Source organism: Glutamicibacter bergerei, from assembly GCF_054495185.1.
Window position 1 is genome coordinate 613,984 of the sequence record NZ_CM137131.1, and the last position, 17,671, is coordinate 631,654.

Here is a 17,671-nt window from a genome sequence, read left to right on the forward strand (position 1 = left end):
AAGAAGGAACGTTGAGTATCAACAATATTCTTGTCATTGGCGCCGGCACCATGGGACGTCAGATTGCCATGAGCTGTGCCCTGAGCGGCTTCAGCACAATCTTGCAGGATATCTCCGACTCGACCTTGCGAGCGGCTCGCACCGAATTGGAAAATTGGGCGGCTGGGAGAATCTCAAAGGGTAAGTTGCGCGCTGAAGACGTTGAACTGGCCCTATCTCGACTGACCCAATCCACCGAATTAGCTACCAGTGCGGCTCGGTCGGATCTCGTGATCGAGGCTGCAACCGAACGGCTGGATATCAAGCGCGCCATCTTCGCCGAGTTGGGCGAGCATGCACCAGCCCACGCAATTCTTGCAACGAATTCGTCGACCTTGGCATCATCCCATGTGGCTGAAGCTAGTGGTCGGGCGGCCCAAGTTTGCAACATGCACTTCTTCAATCCGGCTCTGGTGATGAAGTGCGTGGAGATTGTGCGAAATGCGCAGACTAGCGACGCGACGATTGCTACGGTCACAGAGGTGGCACGAGCATTAGGCAAGGAACCGGTGCTGGTGAATAAAGAGGTTCCAGGGTTTATCGCGAACCGTATGATGGGCGCTATTCAGCAAGAAGCCCTGGACCTGGCATCGAAAGGGGTAGCGAGCATCGAAGATATTGATACCACAGCTCGTACCGCACTAGGTCATCCTATGGGCCCCTTTGAACTGATGGACCTGGTGGGTTTGGACGTTATTGATTTCATCGCGCAGGCAACCTACGCGGAAACTGGTGAGCCGAGCGATCAACCGCATCCGATGATCACCGAAAAGGTCGGCGAGGGAAAGCTCGGACGTAAGAGCGGTCAAGGATTCTACCTCTACGACCAAGAGAAATAGCGTTCGTACTGGTTGTGATGCCCGATGCCTAGGGCGGCCATCACAACCATCACTTGCGTGTATTTAGTGAGACGCTAGATCATTTCTGGTTGTTCGCCCAGAATAAAGTGTCGTCCCGAAATCGAGTCGACGGTAACTCTGATCCAGAAATCTTTGACCGTCTGAGCCCACGGGGTGACGCCACTTTCACGCGCCTCATTGATATCGGCTTCGTGTTCTAGGATTTCCGCGGTCCCATGGACTACTACGGACCAAGCCTCATCAGATAAGATTCCATCCGCCTCCAACGCGATGGAAGAATTAACCACCATCGAGGCGAGCTTATTGCCTGGCGCGGTTCGAAGATAGATATTTCCCTTATGAACCGCGTAATTTACGGGGACGATATCGATCATCCCTGCAACAGTGGTGGCTACTCGGCCATGTGCTGTATGCGTGAGTAGTTCCCAAGACTGTTCATCGTTGAGCACCAATACGGGTGCACCGGTTTCGTGGTCGAATCTCATAACCTAAGTTTTCTACGTTATGTAGAAAAAGGCAAGAGGGTAGCGGCTTTTGTTTTGAGGCTTACCGAAGCCGTTGAACGTGAAAGACTAGGAATATGAGCCATGCTGCAAATGATGGGGTCGCGCGCCACGTAGCGTCGCGTATTGAAGATCAGTTCCTGCAATTTCGGGCACGCCGAGCCATAGACAAGGGTCTAGACCCAGTAATCCTTCCCTATAACGGATATGGCTACGCCTCTACAAACGGTGGATGGGTGCGTGTCCTGGCACGAGTCGTAATGGCTAAACCCGGCGCCTTTGAAGGTGGAAAGCATAAAGCCAAAGTTGTCGAAGATGGTATCCGTGGTTTTCGAAACTTCACTTCCGCGGTACTACCTTTCGGTAAGGTCACGGTATTAGCTGCCGGCCAACACTTCGAAGTTCACGCAGATCGTGGTGGGGTCCTCGACGTTAAGCTCGCGGTCGATCTGCCGGTTGGGTGGAACGATATTGAACTGATCGCGCACAATGGGCAATCGGCGACCGCGCAGGTTCTTGTGATCGACGAGAAACAGCGCTTTGGCATTATTAGCGACGTTGACGACACCGTTGTGGTCACCGCATTGCCTAGACCTCTCCTCGCGGCATGGAATTCATTTGTTCTTTCCGAACATGCCCGCGTTGCGACACCTGGCATGGCGGTAATGATGCAACGTGTGCTGGCTGAGCATCCTACGAGTCCCACGATTTATCTGTCCACCGGTGCGTGGAATGTCGCGCAGACTTTAGAGAGATTCATATCGCGCAATCTTTATCCGCGAGGACCATTACTGTTAACGGACTGGGGACCTACCGATCGCGCGTGGTTCCGTAGCGGTATGCAACATAAAGTTGATCAGTTGCGTAGGCTCGCCGAAGAATTTCCCAACATCGAGTGGATGCTCATCGGTGATGATGGGCAGCATGATCCGACAATCTATGCTGAGTTTGCGCGTCGCTATCCGGAGCATGTGCGCACCATTGTCATTCGTCAGCTGACCCCTTCAGAAGCAGTGCTTGCAGGTGGCCGTTCGACGGATCTACGACGCACCACGCCTGGTATTCGCTGGACCTATGAACCAGATGGATCGCAAATTCTTGAACAGCTATCTGAGTACAAATTGATAAGCCCTGAAGAACGCATGCCGGAGGCGAACTGATGACCGGTTCTGTTTTGCGTGTAGAGATACCCATGCGTTGGGGTGACATGGATGCATATGGCCATGTCAACAACGTAAATTTGATCAGGCTTATGGAGGAAGCGAGGATCGCTGGATTTGGGGTGCCAGGGGGCACCGGCGCACCGGGCGTTATGCCGAAAGTAAATATTTTTTCCGCGGTTCCCGACGGCGTGCAGATTCTTGTAGTGGAGCACCGGGTGCGGTATTCCAAACCCTTAGAATACCGAAATGTTCCGGTCAACGTTGATTTGTGGGTAGCTAATATCAAACCTGCAAGCTTCGATATCTGTTATGAATTTCGAGATCCGGTGAGTGATCACGTCTGCGTTAAGGCGCTAACGACGCTTGCCTACTTCGATCCCGTGGCCGGTCGAGTGCAGAGGCTCAGTAGCGACGAGCGGAGTTCGCTGGCCACGATGGAAGGCGTTTCGACATTTGTGCGGTAAACATTCAACGACTAATCAAATAGGATAGATGTATCTAGCCTTATTCGATGGGGGAGTGGTTTTGTGGCACGACCAGAAGGTGTGCGTCCAGTGCGCCCACAGGTAGTTTTGCAGGTTGTTAAGCGTCAACAAATTTCTGATCATCTAGTGCGTCTCACCTTTGGTGGTCCTGGATATGAAAATTTTGTTGATAAGTCGGCAACTGACCGTTATATCAAGATACTTTTTGCGAAGCCAGAGCTTGGCTTAACGCCTCCCTATGACTTGGATGCGCTGCGTGAACACTTGCCGGGTGAAGACCTTCCGGTGCGAAGAACTTATACGGTACGCCGTTCGGATGCCGAATCACGCACCATAGAGGTTGACTTTGTGGTGCATGGAAGTGATGGTTTGGCGGGACCTTGGGCTCGCGATGCCCAGATTGGCGATTCGGTCTGCTTCTCGGGGCCAGGCGGTATGTTCGCACCGCAAAGCGACTTCGATTTTCACTTGTTTGCTGGCGATGAAACGGCAATCCCCGCTATTGCGGCATCTCTTGAGGCCATGGAAGAAGGCATGGTTGGACAGGTGCTTATAGAAGTTGCGGATGCGGGGGACGAAATTGAACTCTCGGCGCCAAGCGGCGTGGGAATTCGTTGGATTCATCGTGGCGCTGAATTCACTCCAGAATCATCGATCTTAGAGCCTGAAGTACGCCAGTTTCCTTGGCCTGCAGGGCGAGTGCAGGTGTTTGCGCACGGTGAGCGAGAAGTGGTGAAAGCCTTGCGTTCCTACTTTTATGATGAACGTGGCGTGGACAGGCGAGACATGTCATTGTCGGCGTACTGGGCCTATGGTCGCGCCGAGGATGCTTTCCAAGCAGAAAAGCGATCGCCGGTCGGACAGATTTTTGACGAGCCGCAGGCTTCTAAATAAACGCATGACGCGACTGGTGGAAGTAAAGACCTTACGTCATTAGGTATGCCTAAAGATTAATTTGATAAATTAGGCGACTACACCTTGACCTTATTAGGTCTCTATCAGGTAAGCTGAGATCAACGCCTTCTTCGTGTGTGGTCGAAGAAGGCGAACAAAAAGCTTGCATCGGTCGTTTGGAATTACTAGCACGGACTGCTCACCGTGGCGGTACCAAATACACCGAAAAAGCGAATAATGTGGAGCGCCTGAATTGCTCATTCAGACGAACCCAAAACTGAGACATGCCGAGAACGTTCTTCGAGGCATGTCTCAGTTTTTCTTTGCATCCAGAGCCCAAAGTAAAACGGTGGCTAGTGATCCGGCACCATCGGGGATTTGAAGTGTGTCGTTGTGCTTGACCCCTAGCGCGGTCAATGACCGTTTTACCACTAGATCCGTCCGGAGAAAGATGGAATTCTGCCTCAGCCCGCGTAACGCCACGTAATCACGTGTCCAAGGGCCGACGCCTTTCAGCGTCTGTAAATCGTCGAGAAAATTCTCCTGGTTCGCGGCCAAGTATTGCCCAGTGTGGACATACCAATGAGCAACACGTTGTACGGTTTGTGCGCGCGATAATGGGCAGCGGATTATTTGTTGCAGTTCTTCGGCCGTATGTTCGGAGGTGCTAAGTGCATCAGGAAATACGTGAAGACCGCACTCGTGAAGTTGACCGATTTCTTGGACATAACGAGTTGCCAAGGTGCGGGCTGCGCTTGTTGATATTTGCTGCCCTAGGACAGTAGTCATCAAAGCCTCAAAAAGATCTGGATAGCCGATGAGTCGTAGGTGAGGGAACCGTTGAACTGCAGGCTTTAGTGCGTCGAGAGTTTCTAGTTTCGCGTAGTCTTGCTGTTGGGCCTGCTCTAGCCCCAACCAACTATTGATAATTTTTACGAGCTCAGTTTGTAACCTCTGCGGGGCCTGAGTCTCAACGGTTATCTCGGTGGCGCTGAACCATAGCTTAGTTGCGTAGCATTCACGGCCAAGTCGTAGCACCCGTTTGATGGTCGCCTCACGAAAATCTAATATCTCTTGATTTGCCAACGAATGCACCCTGAGAACCGAGAGCGTATGCGCGATATCCAGTACCCCTGATACTGGCAACGTGAAAATCATCTATGCCGTCCATATTCCAGAGGACCCACGCCGATGCGAACCGACTAGATGCGTGTCGACTATGCCCACTGCTTCCATGAGGGCGAACATGGTTGTGGGACCAACAAACTTAAATCCACGCTTTTTTAATGCGTTAGCTAGCGCTTTTGACTCAATGCTCTGAGTCGGGATTTCGGTATAGGTCGTCGGCTCGGGGGTGGAATCGGGTTTGAAAGACCAGATGAATTCGGACAAGCCGCCAGACTTGCGTAAATCGAGTGTTGCCTGGGCGTTGTTGATGGTGGCGCGGATCTTGAGTTTATTTCGCACGATGCCAGGATTGCTCATGAGTCGCTGATAATCATGCTCGGTAAACCCGGCAACCAGTTGCGGGTCGAAGTCGCAGAAAGCGGCGCGAAAATTTTCTCGTTTGGCCAGAATTGTCGACCAAGACAAGCCCGATTGGAAACCTTCTAAGCAAAGGCGTTCGAAGAGCGCCTGTTCTCCGGTGACTGGCATACCCCACTCGGAGTCGTAATAATCGCGGAGCATCGCATTGGTCGAAGCCCAAAATGGGCGCGCGAGACCATCTACGCCAATGACTAGATCTTCACTCATCCTTTCATCTTGCCACTTTCGGGCTGTATGAGATGGCGTCACATTAATCGCTAAAGGCGAGCTTCTGGGATATCATCGTCAGATGGCGATGATAATGTCAGTTGACGATGCAGCAGATCAGGCAACACAGCGCAAAAAAATGGCCGCGCTATTTCATGCGCTGGCCGACCCTACTCGGCTGCTCATCCTGGAACACCTTAAAACTGGCGAGCACAAAGTCAAAGAGCTCACCGAACATCTGGGGCTGGCCCAAAGCACCGTCAGCGCACATTTAGCCTGCCTGCGCGAAAGCGATTTAGTCTCCGTACGCACTCAAGGCAGGGCCAGCCTTTATTCACGAACAGAAAGCACACAACTTTCTTTGCTCCTCACCCAAGCGGTGGCATTGGCAAGCGTCACCGGCAGTGAACATCATTGGCATGAAGAGCACCCGAATCAGCCAGAGGAGGTCTAACCATGGCACACGATCACGGGTCTGGGCACGGGCATAGTCATGACCACTCGACGGTGAACCGCACCAGGCTTACCTGGGCATTCGTCATTACTGCAACCATTCTGGTCGCCGAGGTGGTCGGCGCGTTGCTGACAAATTCGTTGGCATTGCTTGTTGATGCGGCGCACATGCTGACTGATTCATTCGGACTATTACTCGCCTTGACCGCGGCTAACCTTGTCTTGCGAAAACCAACGCTCAAACGCACTTGGGGGTTCCGCCGAGCCGAGGTGCTCTCCGCGACCGTGCAGTCTGCGCTGTTACTTGCTGTCGGAATCTACGCAGCAGTCGACGCGGTGCGCCGGCTCTTTATACCGACACAAGTACACGCTGAAGGGCTGCTCATCTTCGGCATCATCGGCCTGGTTGGAAACCTCATTGCCATGTGGATTATCTCCGGTGGACGCGAAGCAAACCTGAATATGCGTGCAGCGTTTCTTGAAGTACTCAATGATGCTTTGGGGTCGGTTGCGGTCATCATTGCCGCGCTAGTAATCCATTTCACTGGCTGGACGAGTGCCGACTCGGTCGCCGCGATCGTCATCGCAGCATTGATCGTGCCACGAGCGGTTAAACTACTGGGCGAGACCACACATATTTTGCTTGAATCGACTCCGCGAGGGTTGGATCTGGAAGCTGTTCGGGCGCACTTGGAACAACAGGGCGGAGTGATCGCGGTCCACGATCTCCATGCTAGCCAGATTGCGTCAAACCTGCCGGTACTGACCGCGCACATCGTTGCCGAAGACCGAATGTTTACCGCCGGCGCCACGGGCCAACTACTTCGCGATCTGCAGCAATGTGTTGCCGACCATTTTGAGGTAAGTATTGAGCATTCAACTTTCCAAATTGAACCGAAAAGCCACCGAGACTCGTCGTATCACTCGCAATGCTAGCGGCTGTAAATGCTAGATGTTGAGTTAAGGCCATGCGTTCTCATCCCTGGGTATGATTTGCCTACCGAAGATACAGACCTTCTGGCCGATCCTGAATTGGCTAGGAGATTTATATAATTGAGTCATGACATCAGAAACGCACCAAGTAACCGACTACGCAGTTCAAGCGCGAGGACTTACTAAAACCTATGGGCACGACAGCACCCGAGTAGAGGCACTACGCGGAGTTGACGTGGCATTTGCTCGCTCACGCTTTACTGCCATCATGGGGCCCTCCGGCTCCGGTAAATCGACCTTGATGCATTGCCTGGCAGGCTTGGACAACGCCGATGCTGGAGAAATCATCATTGGTGGCAAGAACCTCACCGAGCTAAATGATGATCAGTTAACCACCATGCGCCGTGAACAGATCGGCTTCGTCTTTCAGTCCTTCAACTTGGTTCCCACGCTTAATGCCAAAGACAACATCCTGCTTCCATTGTCGCTAGCCGGCAAAAAGCACGATCGTTCATGGTTCAATGTGGTCATCGATGCGCTGGGCTTACGCGACCGTCTCACACACAAACCACATGAGCTTTCCGGTGGTCAGCAACAACGTGTAGCGGTGGCCCGAGCCCTGCTCACTCGCCCAGAGGTAGTCTTTGGCGATGAACCTACCGGAAATCTGGATTCCCGAACCGGCGCGGAAGTGCTCTCCTTGATGCGCACCTCTACCCGTGAAATGGGACAAACCATCATTATGGTGACCCACGACCCGGCAGCAGCATCCTACGCTGACACCGTGTTGCTTATGAAGGATGGAACCCTCGTCGGTTCTCTAGAAAATCCCACCGTCGCCAGCGTCACCGAGGCACTCGCCTCCCTAGCGGAGTAGGACCATGCTTCAGGTAGCTTTAGCCAACATCAAAACTTATGCTCGGCGATATATCGCTGTGCTTCTCGCAGTAGCCATTGGTACCGCCTTCCTCGGTGCTACCCTCGCGGTAGATTCCTCTACTCGTGCAACACTCAAAAACAGCGTCGGCGATGCCTACAAAAACGCCGATTTAGTCGCCTCCGTAGATTGGCAATTGACGCCTGCGGATGCTGAGACGAGCAGTCTGACCATGGATGTGGTTCGTGAGGTTCGTAAACTTCCGGACACTTCCGGGGTCTACGGCAACGGTTTCTTCGGCGCGGACCTCCACACCGGGGAAAACAGCTACAGCGTGATGATGCAGCCGATCTCTCCCGAGCACAAACTTTCGGGTATGACTATGCTTGAAGGCCGCGCTCCACTGGGAGCGGAGGAAGTGGTTCTCGATGAGAAACATGCAGAGCAAATGGGTGTCTCGATCTCCGATACCGTGGCGGTCACCGCGATGGATGAGGCGAACAAGACGCGTGAACTGAAGGTGGTCGGGATCGTTGAGACGACCACAGACCCAATGTTTTCTTCCTATGCGCAACTAGCCATGGAAGAAAGCGCCTGGGAGCGACTAGCAGGCAAAGATTTTGGAATGAACCTGCTCATGATCGATGCGAAGGGGGACATCGCTCAGACGAAATCCACGATCGCACAGTATTTTAGTGACAAGGGTATGGCTGACGTGGTGGTCAATACCGCCGACGAGCAGGTGCTGAAAGATGTGGCGAGCATGACCGGTGGAACCGATCAGCTGACCATCATCCTCCTGGTCTTTGCTTTGGTGGCCTTGGTGGTCACCGGCTTAGTCGTCATGAATACATTCTCGGTAGTTATCGCTCAGCGCACCCGTGAGCTCGCGCTTCTTCGTACTCTTGGCGCAAAACGTGCACAGATTCGAAAGTCGGTACTGATCGAGGCGTTGCTGATCGGCATCATTGCTTCGGTAATCGGCATGATGATGGCCATTGCGCTCATGGCTGGGTTGATCCAGCTATTGCGCAGTTTCGTGCCGGAAATGTCCTACGCCACATTAGCCTTGGACGCACGCGGTATTATCGTTCCGCTCGTAGTCGCAATCCTCATGACGGTGTTGGCTGCATGGGTACCTGCACGCCGCGCTATGGGCCTGGCACCGCTTGCGGCGTTGCGTCCATTCGATGCGGCGAGCGTGAAGAATCGTGCGGGACTAGTTCGAATAATCTTTGGAGCGTTACTTACTTTGGCCGGGGTGGCACTATTGGGCTTCGGAGCGTACAAAGGTGACCTGCTCATCGCTTTTGCCGGAGGACTGCTTTCTTTCCCAGGCATCCTCATGCTTGCCTCACTGTTTGTCCCTGCCACCGTCTTCGGCGTAGGCAAGTTATTAGCTGGGCGTTCAGTAGCTGGAAGATTAGCTTCGCTTAACGCAGTTCGAAACCCTGGAAGAACCACCGCGACTGCCACAGCATTGTTGATCGGAGTCACCCTGGTGTCGATGATTATGGTCGGAGGACAGAGTGCAAAAGCCACGCTCAACGGCAGCATTAGCGGTGAATACCCTATTGATTTGCAAGTACAGCAAGATACGAAAAATAGTGATGAGTTGGCAGCTAAGCTCGCCAACGTCGAGGGTATTGAATACGCCGCTGCTTACCAAATGCGCACAGTCAATATCGACTTCCTAAACGGTTCGACGAGCGAAGAATACGCAATGATCGTTGATCCACAGTCATACTCATCGGTGGTGCTTGACCAAAAGATCGTTCCGAAGGATGGCGAACTGCTCTCCACCTGGTGGCAGAACGAATCAAAATTTGCCGAAGTGAACGGCAACGAAGTGAAACTGAAAACTACCTCGGCCAGTTTTGTCGAAAATACCTTGACCGAAGCAACAGCAAAGAATCTGGGAATTTCAGACAAAGACGGAATGTCCGGGGTGGCAATCAAAGTTGACCCATCGCTGTCCAACACGGAAATTAATACGCTGGTGGAGACCATCGCCGATGTCGCTAATGTCGAAAACTCTCGGGTCAGCGGAGGCGTCATGGAAAAATTCATGTTCTCCCAGGTTATCGATGTGTTGCTGATGATTGTCTCGGGGCTTCTAGCTGTAGCCGTGCTCATCGCGTTGATTGGCGTGGCCAACACACTGAGCCTTTCGGTACTTGAGCGAACACGAGAGAACGCACTCCTTCGGGCACTGGGTCTGAAAAAGAAGCAGTTGCGTTCCATGCTCGCTACTGAAGCAGTACTCATCGGCGGAGTTGCGGCATTATTGGGATTGATCTTGGGCGCCATCTACGGCCTGCTCGGAGCACATTCGGCCCTGTCCAGTTTGGGAAGCATGCAGTATGAAATCCCGTGGGCTCAGCTGGCAGCAGTTCTAGCTGTGAGCTTGGTTGCGGCGTTGCTTGCCTCGATTACCCCAGGGCGTCGAGCGGCGAAGCTTTCCCCAGTAGAGGGACTCGCCACCGAATAATAAATGGCGAGCAAAAGGGGGCCGGATGAGTTGCAAATCAGTTCGCTCGGCCCTCTGCTGACGGATAAGACTATTCGTGCAAACTAGTCACTGTCACGGTGGAATATTGCTAGGTTCGACTGGATACAACTGATGATCTACACCTTCGAGTTTCTCTGATTTCAGTGCACCTACGCGAACACCTGACATAGTCAAGGAAGTAAAAAGGGAGGCAACGCAATTGCGTTGCCTCCCTTTTTCGTCCCTGACTAATTACGCAAGGTAATACTTGTCGCCATGGCGGGGGACCGTCCGGTGGTGACAAAACCAGAAATGTTAGAACCAGGATGCTTGATGATGTCGGTAATAGAACCCAAATGACGGCTCAAATCGATCTTGTCCTCTGGTGCCGCAAGCACCAGATGAAAACCGAACTCTTGCAAGGCTCGTATGCCGGCCGCGGCATATTCGGAGTTAGCCTGAATGAACGCCTCATCAATCATTACCGTGCCATAGGAAGTGAAACCAGCCGAGGCGAACCCCAACTGATAAGCCAAGGCAGCGCCCATAATGAAGGAGGTAAAGCGTTGACCCTCACCACCGGAAAGCGTGCCCGGTTCCAACCCTGTTTCGATTTCACCGTTCGGTTTGTGCTCGTTACAGCTAATCACCACGTGTTGACGAACATCCAAGACCGTTGAACGCCATGCATTGAGTCCAGGGTCGCTTAGCGCCGAAACCAACGACTCAAGAGCCTGATAGGACTTCGCCAACGTGCTTTCTTCCTTCGTCGTGTAAGCATCGTAGAGCGCTGCCTTCAATTCCTTGCGGAACGTCCCTGCCTCGACAGGTATGGAGTTTTCAACCTCCAGACGCAGAATAGAACCGTGTTCGAAGGTGACGTCAGCAAGAATCTGGTTCAACGGCTTGATACGCTCAGAAATCATCCGACGTTCCTCATCGAGCAACTGCAATAAATCGCTGAAACGCTCGTAGGAACGATTCGCGAAGTATTCACGGAACTGTGCCTCATGGTGCGGTAACCCGTCCGCGACAATCTGCCCGTGCAGGGTGGCGTAGTGTTCCGCCGCCTCCGGGCTCGTACCGTGTGTTTGAGCGTGGGAAGTTCCAAACTCGCGAGCAAACCGTTTAAAGGTTTCGCTCAATACCCCGCCGACTTCATGGCGTTGCGAGCTGAGGTCATTGAGCTGGCCGCCGAGTTGGATCTTTACTTCAGCGAAGGCTTCAGCGATGGCGTCAGCGGGTGGGCATTCACCTGCGGCAACTTGGTGCAGAACCGGACCAAGAATTGCATGTTCGCGTAAGTGGCTAGGCACTGACTGGACCCAGTCACTGGTCGCTTCTGCGACATCAATTGAGGCGAGCAACTGCTTGGCTCGGTCTATCTGAAGTTCCAAATCACCAACCCGCGAACGAACCAACGCGAGTTCGCCAACTAACTGATCCGACGTAGCCTTGGCGCTGTCAATCTGTTGCCGGATCTTTGAAGAATCTCCTGAAAGTACTAGCGCATCACCGAGCTTCTGCTCACTTCGGCGAAGTGTTTCTAAAGCCGGCGAGGCATCGAGCTGGGCGAAATTACGTTCGTCCGCCACGATAGCTGCCAAGCTCTGGGACTTAGCGAGCACCTTATCTTTTGCCGCGGTCCGTTCATCCGCGGACTGGTGAGCCTTCTGGATCTTCTCCTGAAGGAGTACAGCTTTATTTTGCAGTTCCGAGATTTTGGATTCATTAGTGAAACCGAGCAGGTAGTCCGAAGCCGGAAGATTGCGGGTATCGCGTTCAAAGCTGCCTGTGCCGGTTTTTATTGTTCCTGCAGGGGTGATGGCTTTGGGATGGACGTGCATTGCCGCATCATTTTTAACACAAACCAACGGGTAATCGGCGGTGATCTTGGCACGCAACCACCTACCAGCTTCACCGGAAGCAAAATCTAGCTTAGCTACTAGATCGGCTGGTCCAGCTTCGGTTTGCCGAGGCTTGACGGAAATATCAGCCCAACGGACTCGTCCCAACCCATCGAGCTCATCGATAGCGTGCGTGACTTGGTTCAGGAATTCGCCGGGAACTAAAATCGTTCGGGCCAAAGACTGTAAGGCCTTTTCCGCAGCTAATCTCCAAATGGTGGAATCGGCTGCTACATCCATCAATTCGCCAGCGAACGGTAGCTGCTCTTCGCTCAGCGAGCAGGCCGAAGCGATCGCGCGGCGGGCTGCCACCGAACGATCATCGATGTTGGTGCCACGACGTTGATAGGAACGAATCTGTTCGTCTAGGGTCTCTGCTCGTTTGCGCAGCGACATCAGCGAAGCCATAGCCTCGTATTCGACGGTTTGCGCGTCCTTGGTGATGGAGGCAAGTTGCTGCATGGTCCGGGTCGCGTTGGCACGTAGGTCATCAAGTCCGGTGGCGCTGAATTCCAAATTCAGGCCCGCTTCGGCCGCCTGTTCCTGAAGTGCGCGTAATGCTGACTCTTTCTCAGACAGTGCTTTACGGGCCGAATCGGCTTCGCGTTCCAAAAGCATGAGCGAGGCAGAACCAGTAGAGTCATGAGCCGCTTCAAGGGTTCGAAGCTGCCCTTCGGTCTGGCTCTTCCGCTCCAGGAGGTCTTGTTCTTGGTCCTTAAGCTGTGACAACTCATCCTGATGGCGCGACATGTCGTTGCGCAATAGGTGGTGACGAACCTTAGTTTCAAGTTCCTGAATGTCGTTGTGGAGCAACTGCTCGGTTGCTCCGATGCGCTCGGCCAGGGTGCGATAGGTTTTGTCTTGTGCCGGTACCTGCGCCAAGACATCGCGTTGCGCGCGTGCAGTATCCAACTGGCGATAGATGCCGCGCAGGTGCGCGAAGTCTTCGACCGCGGCGGCGGCCGCTTTTAATGTGGTGGGTTCTTCTAATACTTCATGGCGGAAGAACTGGTTAACGCCCTTGGCCAGGCCCTTACCGTTTTGTAAGGTGCGGAGCAGAGCAAAGGCCTTATCACTTTCGACACCTAGGCGACGGCGCACACGCTCGATAAAAGCCTTATGTGTGTCGAATGCTTCGGTTGGTTCTAAAGATTTAGACAACGAGGAGACAGTAAAACGTCGAGGACCGTGGTGTTCCAGTTGTGCAATATCTAGCGAGGACTCGGAAAGCAGGTAATGCTTGGACACCTGATTCTCTAGACCAGCATCAGGTAGATCGAAGACGGCACCAAGGCTCACGGTATTGCCTAAACCGTCCTCGTAGCCCAACAAGATCGCGCTCCACGTGGCGCCGGGGCGTTGATATACGGTACCCGAGCTGGTTTTGAACTTGCGTCCACGCATGTAGGAGAAAGTTGTTCGACGGTCAGCACGCGCTGTCGCGTCGTTGGCTGACTCGTTGAGTTTTGGTGTTGCGAAGAATACGTGTCCCATGGCATCAAACAAGGTGGATTTACCCACGCCTGGATGACCGGTCACTAGAGTTCCGGCTCTGTCAATGGCTAGATTGTGTAGGCCGTGAAAAGTGCCCCAGTTAACGATTTGAATCCGCGATAGTCGATGCTGTCCGGGATTAGTCGCCCCACCGAGCGGGAGCGTCATTTCAATACTCATGGATTACTCCTGCACCAGTTCGGTCGAGTCTAAGGACAGCTCATCGGAGCCCTCAGATAACAGATTTAGAGTCGATTCATTGGCATCAATAGCGGCAATGTATCGGGGGATATCTTCGATCCGTGTAATAGGAAGTGCCATTGCCAGCGCCGGGGAAATGCGAAATTCGTCAACCAATTCGGTTCCGGTCAGCAACCGTAAGGCGCTAAGGCGAGCTATCGCGGCATCGCAAGATTCAGCAAACCGCTTATCATCACGGTCCGAGGCGCTTCGGTGCTCAGCCAAAATTTCATGCATTGCATTCCGGGAAAGGACAGCGTCACTTCCGGTACCAGAATGCTGTTCCAATAGCAGACGAAGACGCAGTGCCAGCAATGTTTCGTCTCGTTTGAGCGCGCGGCGTGGGGCGATCGGGGTGGTATGCACCTGATCGATCTGTGCAGGGGTGAGCATCGCGATTTTTCGATCCGTATCCAAGGTTACGGAGAGGAAGATTTCCGAAACATAAGCGCTGACGACCTCTTGCTGATCCAGCAACAACTGCCATGCAGCCGGATCGACTGACCCATCCAGATACGGGCCGCGCAATAGACGCACTAGCAACTGACGTAACTCTAAGGAGAAATTTCCGAGATCCCCGTCGAAGAGCGGATCGGTGATGGGTGCAGCATACGAGCTGGTGCTGGTCATAGCGGCTCCTTCGTGAAAGTCAGGGCGGGAAGAATAGCGGTACGTTCGGTGCCATCAACCTGTTTGAAGCTGAGGGTCATCATTTGTGTTTCACTCACCGATTCGCCATTTGTACGGCCAATCTCAATTAAGGCTCGCACCGTATTCAAATGGCGATGCGTCTCAGGCAGAACGTGGAACAGCTTATCTAGCGGTACTCGTTCGTGCGGGCTAGCACCGAGATGCTCGGTGACCGCTTCGCGCAGGAACGACATATCTGCTTCGGGAGTCGACGGTGTACGCACGATATCGGAGACACTGTATTCCGGTGCCGCCGCCAATGGCGGTGGGGCCACATGCTCGGAAGGGTCGAATACTCCGAGTCCCGCTAGGGTCATAAATTGCGGGGCGAATAACTCAAGCGGTGCCAAACCACTGCGCGGTTTGAGCGTCACTGACTTCATGATCGCAGTCTCCGCGTTACGTACCGCGTGGCGTAGCAATTGCGCCTGTTGGTAATCCTCTGATTGCACGAAGGCATGCAAAGATTCGGAGAGTTTGCCGTAGGAAGTATGAACTTCGGCCGCTTGGCGACGCAATTCACGCAACAAATTGGTGAGAATCTGACGTTCAGGGGTGTCGAGGTCGTCAACAAAATCGCGCTCAAGTACTTCGGAGAGTGCGGCACGGAACCGCTGTTGTGCATCCGGAGAGTTGAGGAACTCGGTGAATCCGCGGAAGGTTTCGCCTTCGGAGGTAGAACGAAGTTGCCGGTCGGCTTCCAGCACCTGACCGATGGCTACACCCTTAGCAGTGGACGCATCCAAGATATCTTCACGTAAGGAATACAGCATCTCCTGAACGCCGTCGCGCATACGACGGAAATCTGCCGGAAGGCTAGAAGCCAAATCAAGGACAGATCGTGCAGCCGAGAGGGCGGTGGCACGAGACAACACGGCCGGGTCATCCCCGGTGCGCAACTCATCAATTTGTGCCTGGCGTAGGGCAATCTGCGATTCTAAAGCTCGGATTCGCGCTTGTGGATCTGGGTCTGTTTCGTGGGCCAAAGATTCCAGCGAAGACAACAACGTGTTCAGTCGAGAGGAGTTCAGATGTGAGTCATCGGTAGAAAAGTCCGCTAAGAAGCGCAATGTTCGTAAGGTCTGGGCACTTGGCTCATACACAAAACGTCCGTCAATCAAGGGTCGGGTCAAGAGCCCTTGTTTAACCCATGACTCCGCGAAGTCTTGGGCAGAGTAAGTCTGCGGGATCTGTTCATCACTGGTACGAGCTAATTTCAGAAACGAATCCAACGAAGCATGGAAAAGTTCCATGGCGACACGTGGCTTGTCTGCAGTAAATTCCGAGCGAATAAAGGCCACGGCCCAAGGCTGCGCGGTGAGAAGCCGATATGATGCCGAACTCTTGAACTGCTGGGACTGAAGCCACAAGCTATTCGCGCGATGCGAGGGCTGCATGTACATCCTTGATCTTTCGACGCCTAACCTACTAATTCTAAGTCATTGAGCGTGAAGGTTCATATGAGAATTTCTGCATCAAAAAATGTAATCAAGTTGTTGCCCTAGGATTCACGTCACAGGGTTCAATGCTTTGAGAAGAGTGTGTAAGGTCAAAAACAAGGTGATGGCATGGATAAATCGTTGATCCACGGGGATCGTCGTCTTCAAGGAAGGGGCGCATAGTGAAGCTCATCAAGATCGCGATGGTGGCTGCAGTCATCTTGGCTTTAGCCGGTTGTAGTGACCAAAGTGACCCCGAAGTTTCAATGAACAGTGCATCTCAGGAGGCCGAAGCCTCACAGAAGGCCGAAGCGGAAGCGAAGCGCGAACAAAGCATTTTGGCGCAGATCAATAAGCTGGCAGACGGTTATGACTATGCCAAGGCGATCAAGCTTGCCAAAGACGACCCCAGCAAAAAACTTAACGAGCTTGTGCGCGGGTTAGAAACGGAAAAGAAAGACGCTCATGCGTGGGAACATCCGGATCAAATCCCGCATTTGTTCTTCCATTCATTAGTGGTTGATCCAAAGCGCGCCTTTGACGATGAAAGCACGGCTCAGGGTTATGAAGATTACATGGTGACGCAAAGAGAGTTCGAAGCCATCCTTGACGAGCTTTACAGCCGTGATTTTGTTCTGGTGAATCCGGCTGATTTTGCGGGCTTGGATAAGAAGAAGAACATGAGTTACCGAAAGATCATGATTCCGGCCGGGAAGAAGCCCATCGTCCTATCGCTCGATGATTTGAGCTATTACGAATATATGCAGGGTGATGGATTCGCAGACCGGTTGGTCTTGGACAAGAAGGGCAAAGTCCGTAACGAATATGTAGATGCTTCCGGGAAAAAACACGTTGGCGCCTACGACATGACTACGATCCTAGACGACTTCGTTACTGAACATCCTGACTTCTCCTATCGAGATGCTCGCGGAATTATCGCTATGACTGGATACAACGGAGTTTTCGGTTACCGTACCTCACCAAGCCAATATCCTGATAACAAAAATCTTAAGAAGGATCGCGAAACTGCAATCAAGATCGCCGACGCAATGAAGGAAGAAGGCTGGGTCTTTGCTTCACATTCGTGGGGGCACATTGCGACGGGCACAGTTGACCTCGGACGTTTTAAACGGGATATGAAGCTGTGGAAAGACGAAGTTGAACCGATCATAGGCAAAACAGACCAGTTTATTTACCCCTTCGGTTCAGATATTGCGCGTACCGGATCTTATTCAGGGGCTAAATACGAGCTGCTGAAAGAAGAAGGGTTCAAATATTTCTACGGAGTTGATGGGACCGTTACTGCTTGGATGCAACAACGAGATGACTATCAACGACAAATGCGAATCAACATTGATGGTTTGCAATTCGCCAAAGAACAACGTGGAGACCGCCCGGTGTTGGATAGCTTCTTCGACGTTGAAAAAGTGATCGACCCAGCACGCTAG

General features: G+C 52.9%; 15 protein-coding genes. 9 read left to right on the top strand and 6 right to left on the bottom strand.

Going from position 1 to position 17,671, the window contains the following annotated elements:
* The first annotated feature begins 11 nt into the window (after positions 1–11).
* Entirely contained in the window at positions 12–878 is an 867-nt protein-coding gene (locus tag ACX5K5_RS02880; RefSeq protein WP_346060445.1) for a 3-hydroxyacyl-CoA dehydrogenase family protein, read from the top strand.
* Positions 879–952: 74 nt separating this feature from the next.
* On the opposite strand, the gene ACX5K5_RS02885 is transcribed toward ACX5K5_RS02880, so the two are convergent.
* Positions 953–1,384, bottom strand: coding sequence for a pyridoxamine 5'-phosphate oxidase family protein (locus tag ACX5K5_RS02885; protein ID WP_459175004.1), 432 nt, complete (start codon positions 1,382–1,384; stop codon positions 953–955).
* A 95-nt stretch (positions 1,385–1,479) separates the two neighbouring features.
* Between ACX5K5_RS02885 and ACX5K5_RS02890 the strand changes: the two genes are divergently transcribed.
* The 3 genes from ACX5K5_RS02890 to ACX5K5_RS02900 all read left to right on the top strand — a co-directional run bounded on the left by ACX5K5_RS02890 (position 1,480) and on the right by ACX5K5_RS02900 (position 3,944).
* Positions 1,480–2,562: an App1 family protein phosphatidate phosphatase gene (locus ACX5K5_RS02890; RefSeq protein ID WP_096253718.1), complete on the top strand. Its 1,083-nt coding sequence runs from the start codon at positions 1,480–1,482 to the stop codon at positions 2,560–2,562.
* Positions 2,562–3,029 carry an acyl-CoA thioesterase gene (locus ACX5K5_RS02895; protein ID WP_459175005.1) on the top strand — a complete coding sequence of 156 codons (468 nt, stop codon included), beginning with the start codon at positions 2,562–2,564 and terminating at the stop codon, positions 3,027–3,029. The genes ACX5K5_RS02890 and ACX5K5_RS02895 overlap by 1 nt, the downstream gene beginning before the upstream one ends.
* 63 nt (positions 3,030–3,092) lie before the next feature.
* On the top strand, positions 3,093–3,944 hold the full coding sequence (locus tag ACX5K5_RS02900; RefSeq protein WP_188684172.1) for a siderophore-interacting protein: 852 nt from the start codon (positions 3,093–3,095) through the stop codon (positions 3,942–3,944).
* A 312-nt stretch (positions 3,945–4,256) separates the two neighbouring features.
* On the opposite strand, the gene ACX5K5_RS02905 is transcribed toward ACX5K5_RS02900, so the two are convergent.
* Entirely contained in the window at positions 4,257–5,102 is an 846-nt protein-coding gene (locus ACX5K5_RS02905) for a DNA-3-methyladenine glycosylase family protein (protein WP_459175006.1), read from the bottom strand.
* Positions 5,103–5,699 carry a DNA-3-methyladenine glycosylase I gene (locus ACX5K5_RS02910; protein WP_096253714.1) on the bottom strand — a complete coding sequence of 199 codons (597 nt, stop codon included), beginning with the start codon at positions 5,697–5,699 and terminating at the stop codon, positions 5,103–5,105.
* Positions 5,700–5,793: 94 nt separating this feature from the next.
* On the opposite strand from ACX5K5_RS02910, the gene ACX5K5_RS02915 reads away from it, so the two are divergent.
* The 4 genes from ACX5K5_RS02915 to ACX5K5_RS02930 all read left to right on the top strand — a co-directional run bounded on the left by ACX5K5_RS02915 (position 5,794) and on the right by ACX5K5_RS02930 (position 10,453).
* Positions 5,794–6,153, top strand: a complete 360-nt coding sequence (locus ACX5K5_RS02915; RefSeq protein WP_229677003.1) for an ArsR/SmtB family transcription factor — start codon at positions 5,794–5,796, stop codon at positions 6,151–6,153.
* A gap of 2 nt (positions 6,154–6,155) precedes the next feature.
* A complete protein-coding gene (locus ACX5K5_RS02920) occupies positions 6,156–7,088 on the top strand; it encodes a cation diffusion facilitator family transporter (RefSeq protein ID WP_096253713.1) in 933 nt (310 codons plus the stop codon).
* A gap of 124 nt (positions 7,089–7,212) precedes the next feature.
* Complete coding sequence (locus tag ACX5K5_RS02925) at positions 7,213–7,962, top strand: ABC transporter ATP-binding protein (protein WP_096253712.1); 750 nt, start codon at positions 7,213–7,215, stop codon at positions 7,960–7,962.
* 4 nt (positions 7,963–7,966) lie between these two features.
* Positions 7,967–10,453: an ABC transporter permease gene (locus ACX5K5_RS02930; RefSeq protein ID WP_096253711.1), complete on the top strand. Its 2,487-nt coding sequence runs from the start codon at positions 7,967–7,969 to the stop codon at positions 10,451–10,453.
* A gap of 248 nt (positions 10,454–10,701) precedes the next feature.
* Here ACX5K5_RS02930 and ACX5K5_RS02935 read toward each other — a convergent pair whose 3' ends face one another.
* Genes ACX5K5_RS02935 through ACX5K5_RS02945 form a run of 3 tightly spaced genes read right to left on the bottom strand, consistent with a single transcriptional unit; the run spans position 10,702 to position 16,181 of the window.
* Positions 10,702–14,034, bottom strand: coding sequence for an ATP-binding protein (locus tag ACX5K5_RS02935; protein WP_443458878.1), 3,333 nt, complete (start codon positions 14,032–14,034; stop codon positions 10,702–10,704).
* Between the two features lie 3 nt (positions 14,035–14,037).
* Entirely contained in the window at positions 14,038–14,724 is a 687-nt protein-coding gene (locus ACX5K5_RS02940) for a DUF4194 domain-containing protein (RefSeq protein WP_096253709.1), read from the bottom strand.
* On the bottom strand, positions 14,721–16,181 hold the full coding sequence (locus tag ACX5K5_RS02945) for a DUF3375 domain-containing protein (protein WP_188684179.1): 1,461 nt from the start codon (positions 16,179–16,181) through the stop codon (positions 14,721–14,723). The genes ACX5K5_RS02940 and ACX5K5_RS02945 overlap by 4 nt, the downstream gene beginning before the upstream one ends.
* Positions 16,182–16,405: 224 nt before the next feature.
* Here ACX5K5_RS02945 and ACX5K5_RS02950 point away from each other — a divergent pair, with 224 nt between their 5' ends.
* Positions 16,406–17,671 carry a polysaccharide deacetylase family protein gene (locus tag ACX5K5_RS02950; RefSeq protein WP_096253707.1) on the top strand — a complete coding sequence of 422 codons (1,266 nt, stop codon included), beginning with the start codon at positions 16,406–16,408 and terminating at the stop codon, positions 17,669–17,671.